General features: G+C 59.1%; 9 protein-coding genes and 3 pseudogenes. 9 read left to right on the top strand and 3 right to left on the bottom strand.

Translation table 11 applies throughout. The features are described from left to right. Positions 1–460 precede the first annotated feature (460 nt). From AA309_RS28380 to AA309_RS28355, 5 genes are all read left to right on the top strand, one after another. Positions 461–715, top strand: coding sequence for a hypothetical protein (locus AA309_RS28380; RefSeq protein ID WP_052955062.1), 255 nt, complete (start codon positions 461–463; stop codon positions 713–715). 126 nt (positions 716–841) lie between these two features. Then, entirely contained in the window at positions 842–1,135 is a 294-nt protein-coding gene (locus AA309_RS28375; protein ID WP_150117813.1) for a hypothetical protein, read from the top strand. 52 nt (positions 1,136–1,187) lie between these two features. Beyond that, a complete protein-coding gene (locus AA309_RS37335; RefSeq protein WP_047192381.1) occupies positions 1,188–1,367 on the top strand; it encodes a BrnA antitoxin family protein in 180 nt (59 codons plus the stop codon). Further along, positions 1,360–1,572, top strand: a complete 213-nt coding sequence (locus AA309_RS28365) for a hypothetical protein (RefSeq protein WP_047192380.1) — start codon at positions 1,360–1,362, stop codon at positions 1,570–1,572. The genes AA309_RS37335 and AA309_RS28365 overlap by 8 nt, the downstream gene beginning before the upstream one ends. A 379-nt stretch (positions 1,573–1,951) precedes the next feature. Then, a complete protein-coding gene (locus AA309_RS28355) occupies positions 1,952–2,158 on the top strand; it encodes a hypothetical protein (protein WP_052955060.1) in 207 nt (68 codons plus the stop codon). 149 nt (positions 2,159–2,307) lie between these two features. Here the strand turns inward: AA309_RS28355 and AA309_RS32635 are convergent, their stop codons facing one another. Further along, a complete protein-coding gene (locus AA309_RS32635) occupies positions 2,308–2,595 on the bottom strand; it encodes a hypothetical protein (RefSeq protein WP_160310563.1) in 288 nt (95 codons plus the stop codon). 284 nt (positions 2,596–2,879) lie between these two features. Further along, positions 2,880–3,554, bottom strand: coding sequence for an OmpW/AlkL family protein (locus AA309_RS28350; protein ID WP_047192378.1), 675 nt, complete (start codon positions 3,552–3,554; stop codon positions 2,880–2,882). A 252-nt stretch (positions 3,555–3,806) separates the two neighbouring features. Here AA309_RS28350 and AA309_RS33695 point away from each other — a divergent pair. Beyond that, positions 3,807–3,944, top strand: a pseudogene (locus tag AA309_RS33695) (IS6 family transposase); the annotation flags it as partial. Between the two features lie 153 nt (positions 3,945–4,097). Further along, positions 4,098–4,233, top strand: a pseudogene (locus AA309_RS37925) (transposase); the annotation flags it as partial. A gap of 168 nt (positions 4,234–4,401) precedes the next feature. Here the strand turns inward: AA309_RS37925 and AA309_RS28340 are convergent. Beyond that, positions 4,402–5,562 (bottom strand): IS30 family transposase, encoded by a 1,161-nt coding sequence (locus AA309_RS28340; protein WP_047192377.1) that lies wholly within the window; start codon positions 5,560–5,562, stop codon positions 4,402–4,404. A 59-nt stretch (positions 5,563–5,621) separates the two neighbouring features. On the opposite strand from AA309_RS28340, the pseudogene AA309_RS28335 reads away from it, so the two are divergent. Next, positions 5,622–6,509 (top strand): annotated as a pseudogene (locus AA309_RS28335) (IS3 family transposase); the annotation flags it as partial. A 51-nt stretch (positions 6,510–6,560) separates the two neighbouring features. Further along, the gene (locus AA309_RS37920; RefSeq protein ID WP_133239402.1) at positions 6,561–7,127 is read left to right on the top strand and encodes a hypothetical protein; all 567 of its coding nucleotides are present in this window, start codon (positions 6,561–6,563) and stop codon (positions 7,125–7,127) included. Positions 7,128–7,221: the final 94 nt, after the last annotated feature.

The raw sequence follows: 7,221 nt of genomic DNA, 5'->3' as shown, positions 1-7,221 counted from the left end.
CCATGCATGTCCCGTGCCAAAGGGGAAACTCATTTCAAAACAATATAATGGCCTAATGCTGCGATGCCGCCTGTCCGACAATGTCGACTATCGGACTATGCGGAACGCGGTTGGATGACGGGTGAACTGCCTGCTCCCGCGGAGCAATCCTATCTGCCACCCCTGGGACAACGTCAGGCAACTGACACCAACTGTCGGGTTTGTCGAGTCCGCGACACGGTGGTGTGCGGCCCGGCTTCCTGCCGCATTCTCAAGCCATTGACCAGTGTGCAGAAAATGATTTCTGAGGCTCTTTCTGCGCAGTTGGCACGACTTTTGAAGATCCCCCCGTCGGGAGCCGGAAGGAACTGCCCACAAAGCTCTGCGGGGCAGCAGGTCCGGATTGCGGAGCGATCCTGATAACGGCTAAGTTTTGCCATCTTAAACACCTGATGACTTCTGAAATTGCAGGGAGATCGAAATGCTTCATAAAGCGGACGGAACTGAGGTATGGCCGCGGATCTCGACAAAGTCGCCGTATCTGTCGCTTGCCGGTGTCATTGAATCCTCGGAAGACGATACCGCAATTCGGCAAGGCTGCGTCGGGCCTATGAACGGCTTCCCCGGGATCGCTTCCGACGATGCAGTTCTGGCGCTGAGAATCGCGGATGGCAGCGGCTTGGTCTTCTGCGCCCGCCCCGGCAAGAACCGCGCCTTGCTGCTGCCAGAAAATTGATCATGGCTTGGAGAAGCGAAGACCCTGTGCTGTTCTCGAAAATCTCGTCGAAGTGATCGGGAACAGCTTGGATGGAATCGGCCGACATGCGGGTGCTAGGACTGGTTGCTGGATATCCATCTTGGCATGCCAATCCGGGAAGAACTGCCGAAATACGCAGGCTATGTTTCCACCTGCAACATCATGCCGGATCGTGACGCAGCCCTAGCCGACAGCATCGATCTGTCCTGGCTGTGGGAATATGGCGAGCATCTGATCGATTCCGATCCGTACTGCCTCAATCTGGGCAGTCCGGCCCGACGCCGCGAAATCCTCGGCCGGTACCGTGTACGGCCCGAACTCTTTGCAGAGGCCAATACGATGGCCAACGCCATTCTCGGTCGTTTCAAGAAATCCATTGGCATTGCTTTGAGCCAGTAGACAGTAGCTCCACCTCCGACACCGCATTGACGCTTAGATAGAGAGAACATCGATGATCAGACGTCAGGCAGAACATTTGGTCCTTACTTCCACGCGACCCGAGCACGAAAAGGAATCATGCAAATTGCATATCGACCTGGATGTGCTCGCGTACTTTCCAGAGGACGGCCTAGGCTGGCAGGAGCGCATCAGCGCAGCCCTGCGCAGAGCCGCCGGCAAGTCCAATGGCTAGAGTCCGTGCCGCCGCAGAAGCTGAGGTGCTGGAGCACCGCGGCTATCAGATCCGCCTCAGCCCAACTGGCCTGGAATGGATGGCCGTCGTGGCCCGGCCGAAGCAGCGCCCGGCCTTGATCATGGCTCTTGATCGCGATGCTGCCATCGCCAAGGCCTACGAGTGGATTGATCGACAGCTCGCATCTAACAAGCCATCAGCATGACCTACAGCCTGTTCCAGCTAGCGCCCGGCGCCTATGACCTCCTCCTGAATGGAGAGGTTGTGGGGAGCGTGGTGCGCAGCAACTCATACCGGCCCTACACTTGGACAGCGGAACTGCTTGAGGATTTAGCTCCCGCTCGGAGGCCTGCACCCTTCACTGAGATCGAACACATCTTCGCCACGTTGGAGGAACTTTGTGATTGGCTCGGTAATGTACAGATGGAAACCGACGGGACGCTGATCCGCATTCGCAGATAGCTCAGTAGTGGATCCGCATCTTAGCTTGAATTTGGCCATTTCTGACAGGAGATTTGCGAGCGCGGGGGCGGCGAAGCGAACGATGCGGTAGGCTGGCGGAGTTTCACCTAGGAGACACCGCCATGCCGGACCTGCCCGCCCGCTTCGCCGCGATCATCTTAGCCTTTGCCCCGCTCTTTTGCCTCCGAACCTGGCGCCATGCCGAGGTGCTACGCGTCGGGGCCATCCTGGCGCCCGGCAAACACACCGTGACCAGCCTCCTGCGCATTTCCGGCCACAGACGCGAGCCTCACTTCATCAATTATCACCGCGTTCTCAATCGCGCATGATGGAACGGCGGCCGCGCCGCTCACCTGCTCCTTGGATTGCTGATTGACACCTTTGTCCCAACTGGTCCGGTGATCCGCATTTACCAAGCTCACGATGGCTCCCACTCCAGAATGAGGAGCTCGCCAGCAGCATCAAAAGCGGAGCAAGATCAGTTCTCACCGTCGCCGAGTACGAGCGATGCCGCGACCTGGAGCAGCGCGTGGAGGCGCGGGCTGATCAGGAGGATCTCCTGCGCGACGATGCGCAGCGCCAGCATCAACTGGCCGGTATCGCATCCTCCCTTGAGGTCCTTCGCGAGCGGCTGCAGCACGGGCTGGCGAAGGCCACCTTTGAGCAGCGCCGGCAGCTTGTGCTGTTGCTCGTTCTCCGTGCCGTTGTCACGAACGACGAGCTCGAAATCCACCATGTGCTGCCCATCAGCCTTGCGAGCGAGCACGTCTGCTTTTGCCAACTGGGTAAAGACTACTTCAACCACCGGCCTGCGTGGCAGCGGCTGAAAGCTCTATTGCTCGGACAGCCTGCGCACGATCTTGATCACGAAGTCCCGATAGGCCGCCTGGTCCATCAATCTCCCGCGATCGTAGCGGAAAAGAACAGATCTTTCGTAAGGATTGCAACATGATCGCGATCAAGCTGCAGCCACAGAGGTGTGCCCCACAGAGCGAAAGAGACTGCGATTTCGAAGTCTCTCCCGTAGATTCGAGCTTAAAGTCAGCCTGCTCAAAACCGATAAGTCACGCCGGCGCTGATCAGCCACGGATCGATCTTGACCTTGCCATTGATCGCGCCGTCATTAACACTCACATCAGGCTCAAGGAAGATCTTCTTGACGTCCAAGTTGATGCCCCAATGCTTGTCGATCATGATGTCGACGCCGGCCTGTAGGGCGAAGCCGATCGTGTTCGCGAGATTGAATTTTTCAAAGCTGCCCTTTGCCTTCTCGTCGAAGAAAAAGGTGTAGTTAATGCCCGCGCCGACGTAAGGCTTGACCATGCCGAGATCAGTGAAGTGGTATTGCAGCATGAGGGTCGGCGGAAGCAGCCACACATCGCCGATCTGGACATTGTCAAGGCTGCCAGCCCCCTTCACCCGATGAGGCGTCACGCCAAAGATGAGTTCGGTCGCCAAATTGGGCGTGAAGAAGTATGAGATGTCCAGTTCGGGCACGACCGAGGTCGAGACGTCGACATCGCCGCCTACGTTCAAACCGGCATTGGGTTGCGGATGAACGACGAGGGCACGTCCACGGATCATCCAGGGGCGGAAGGTTTCGATAGCGACAACTGGAGCGGCGGGTGCCTTGTTACGGCCGAGCAAATCAGAAGCCTGGGCAATAGATGTGGCGCCGGCGAGCATCGTTCCGGACAAAGCGGCGACGAGGAGAAGGCGAGACATGATCGTTTTGACTCCGTTTCTCACACGCGCCCGACACGGCCACGTGTGCTTGACTAACCTCACATACGCTCCCGCTTCCGCCTCATCTTTGATCGGGATCAATTGCAGCCAAGCTGGCAACGAAACCGACATCGAAAACGGCAATGCAGTGGCCAAGCTGCAACAGCGAGGAGCAGGCCGTGCGGCTCTGTCGCAAACAACTTGTTTTAGATTTTCGCTACCGTGCTTGAGATCTCAAGGGTGGAGTAACAGATGTTCAAGGGCCAACCTTTTGATCGATCGGTTATTCTTCTGTGCGTTCGGTGATATCTGGCTTACAGCCTCGGTCTCTGTGACTTGGAGGAGATGATGACCGAGCGCGGCATCACCGTTGACCACGGGACAGTGCACGACCTGTGAGAAGATCCCTTTGGTAGACCAGCTCGCATCTCTTCGCACGAGCTGCCCTCTCACGATCCGCGAAATCCGCAGGTTATTGATCTGATCTTCCGTCGCGTTGGTGGGCGCCTTTGCTAAGCTCCTGCGGGTGCGGGAAGATGTTTAATGACGAAGACGAGACGGGAATTTACACCCGAGGTCAAACGAGAGGCCATCGCCCTGCTGGAGAGTAGCGGCCGACCCTTGATGCTGATCATCACGGATCTGGGGATTTCACCCTCGATGCTGCGCAACTGGCGGAGCGTCGTGCATGGCCGCATCCCGCGGTCGAGAGCTGGCTCGAAGGTTGCGCCGACCAGTTCTGCTGCAATGGCATCTCCGGCTGATCAGCGGCCGAGATTGCGCGGCTGCGGCGTGAGCTCGATCGCACGCCCATGGAGCGCGATGTTTTAAGAAAGCGATGGTGGGTTCAAGTGATGAGCGCAACAGCTTTGGCTAGCGTAGCTCCTGGCGTTTGAAAGCCAAGGGTTTTTCTTGGCCGAGTATTGAGCCTAAGCGCGATCGCATCCAAGTCGCTCTGGCTATGCACGGACAGGTCTGAGCCCTTCGGGAAGTACTGTCGCAGCAAGCCATTGGTGTTCTCGTTGCTTCCCCGCTGCCACGGGCTCTGGGGATCGCAGAAGTAGACGTCAACGTCAGTCGCGACGCTGAGGTGCTTGTGATAAGCAAGCTCCATCCCGCGAGCCCAGGTAAGCGAGGCCATCAATCCCTGAGGCAGACGTTGAACCTGCCGCACGAGAGCCTTCACCACGCTCTCGCTATCTTTGCCGTCAACTCGAACGAGCATCACGAACCGGGATTGTCGCTCGACCAAGGTGGCAATGTGGGTGTTCTTGCCGCCTGAGAGCAGGTCGCCTTCCCAGTGACCAGGCACGGCCCGATCCTCGACTTCAGCCGGACACTCCCGGATCGAGATGGCGTCGATGATCTGTCGCCCCGGTCGGCCGATGGTACTGGCCGTCTTGGAGCATCGCATGATCCGCCGGCTGCGCAGATGGCGGGTCAGCTCCTTCTTCAGGACACCGCGGGCCTGGATGAACAAGCTCTTATAGATCGTCTCGTGGGACACCCGCATGGTTCTGTCGTCGTGATATTCGGTCTTGAGCCGACCTGCGATCTGCTCAGGGGACCACTCGTTCTGCAGCTTATCGGCTATCAGTAGCTGAAGCGATGGGTGAACGGAGAGCAGGCAAGGCTTTGGTCGCAAGCCTTGTTGCCAGGCGCGCTCGTCGGCGGTGGTGGCACGATACTTTCTTCTGCCCCCGTTCCGACTGACTTCCCGGCTGATGGTCGAAGGAGATCGACCGAGTTGAGCCGCAATCTGATGACACGACCACCCGGCCATGAGGCCGCGCGAGATTTCCTCCCGCTCCTCTGGCCTCAATGACAGTCTCGACCGCTTCCTCAGGGGCGGAGCGATGCCTCCCTTGGCCAGTACGATGCCGAAGACCGATCCGGCATGTTTGCCGAGCGCGCGGCCGATATCACTGAGCGACCAGCTCTCCTTCCACCGGGTCCAGAGTTCCCGCTTCAGCTCTGCCGATAAGCCCGGACGACCCATACGCGCCATGGATAGTTCTCCCGAAGCACAACGAAATCAATCATGATGCGCTGACCGGTTGAACCCACCATCGGTATCTTCGCGGAGATGCCCAAATGAGGTTTGGCTTCATCGAGCAGCATGCCCGCACCTTTCCGGTGCGGCTCATGTGCCGCGTGCTCCAGGTCTCGCCCAGCGGCTATTACGCCTGGCGCTCCCGGCCGGAGAGCCAAAGAGCCCTCGCCAATCGGCGTTTGCTGCAGGATATTCAGCGTCTCCATGGGCACCATCACGGCCGTTATGGCAGCCCGAGGACACATGCGGCGCTCAGAGCAGAAGGCCATTGGGTCAGCCGCGGCCGGGTCGAACGGCTGATGCGCCGGCATGGCATTCGCGCCCTGGCCCGGCGCCGCTTCCGGCCGACCGCCGCAGACAGTCGTCACTCCTTGCCGATCGCGCCCAACCTGCTGCAGCAGAAGTTCACGGCCTCTATGCCAAACCGGGTGTGGCTGGCTGATATCACCAACATCCCCACCGATGAGGGCTGGCTCTATCTGGCCGTGGTGCTGGATTTGGCGACCCGGAAGGTGGTGGGCTGGGCGATGCGTGATCACCTGCGCACCGAGCTGACACTCGCGGCTCTGATCATGGCGGCCCAGCGGCAGCGACTAGGTTCTGATCTTATTCATCACAGCGTCCGCGGCAGCCAATACGCGGCTGAAGCATATGCCCGACAGTTGGCTGTGATGAGCGCTAAGACATTCATGAGCCGGACGGGCTGCTGTTACGACAACGCCCCAATGGAGCCGTTCTTCCATTCCTTGAAGGTAGAGTTGGTTCATCAGCGGCGCTGGGCGATCCGCGAGAAGGCAAGGCGGGATCTGTTTGGCTATATCGAGGGCTATTACAATTGGCAGCGCATCCACTCAACGCTCTGGTATCTCACACCCGAACAAGCTGAGAGGAAAGCGAGCTAACCCAGTGTCCACACAGTCGGGGGATGATCAGGTCTATCAGCCGATGTGCAGTTGGTTGCGTCCACCACCACACGCGGATGGCCGCGGAAGACACTGATCCCCAATGCCGATTCGATCTCGGCCGAGACCGTGCTGGCCAAGATGTCATGGCGCCGGATCGCGTGGCAGCGCCGCACCAAGGGAGCGCTGCAGGCGAGATTTGCCGCCGTGCGGGTGCGGGTCGCCGATGGATCGGCGGTTCAGTTGCGCGGGCATGTCGCCCAGCATCTGTCTGGCGACGAGGTCTGGTTGGTGAGTGAACACCGCTCGTCGGATGGGCGCCGGTACTATCTCTGCAGTCTGCCGCCCACCGCCTCACTGAAGTGGCTGGCCTCGCTCATTAAGGCGCGCTGCGTCTGCGATCAGGCGCACCAGCAACTCAAGAAAGAACTCGGGCGCGATCACTTCGAGGGCCGCTCCTGGCACGGCCTGCACCGGTACGCGCTCATGACGCTGATCGCCTATCAATTGCTGCAGCATCTGCGCTTGCACGCCGCCTCGCAGAAAAAAGAAAAACCGCCGGACCACCGCCGCAGTAAACACTGCCGGCGATTGGGCATATGCTGCTTGATCATCTAGCGCGCGCTATGCCGCTGCGATGTCCAACTTGTCGGGCACGTCACTCTGGGCTCAATAATGGGGGTGCCGAAGTAGTGCTTCTGTAATGGGCCGT

It is taken from the genome of Microvirga vignae, assembly GCF_001017175.1.
In the GTDB taxonomy this organism is placed as follows: domain Bacteria; phylum Pseudomonadota; class Alphaproteobacteria; order Rhizobiales; family Beijerinckiaceae; genus Microvirga; species Microvirga vignae.
This window is presented reverse-complemented; position numbering and strand designations above follow the sequence as displayed.

What these genes read in the sequence shown, in the direction of transcription:
- AA309_RS28375 (WP_150117813.1), top strand. Translation starts at nt 842, where the DNA reads ATGCCAATCCGGGAAGAACTGCCGAAATACGCAGGCTATGTTTCCACC.
- AA309_RS28340 (WP_047192377.1), bottom strand. Translation starts at nt 5,562, where the DNA reads ATGGCGCGTATGGGTCGTCCGGGCTTATCGGCAGAGCTGAAGCGGGAA.
- AA309_RS28355 (WP_052955060.1), top strand. Translation starts at nt 1,952, where the DNA reads ATGCCGGACCTGCCCGCCCGCTTCGCCGCGATCATCTTAGCCTTTGCC.
- AA309_RS37335 (WP_047192381.1), top strand. Translation starts at nt 1,188, where the DNA reads ATGATCAGACGTCAGGCAGAACATTTGGTCCTTACTTCCACGCGACCC.
- AA309_RS28365 (WP_047192380.1), top strand. Translation starts at nt 1,360, where the DNA reads ATGGCTAGAGTCCGTGCCGCCGCAGAAGCTGAGGTGCTGGAGCACCGC.
- AA309_RS28380 (WP_052955062.1), top strand. Translation starts at nt 461, where the DNA reads ATGCTTCATAAAGCGGACGGAACTGAGGTATGGCCGCGGATCTCGACA.
- AA309_RS28350 (WP_047192378.1), bottom strand. Translation starts at nt 3,554, where the DNA reads ATGTCTCGCCTTCTCCTCGTCGCCGCTTTGTCCGGAACGATGCTCGCC.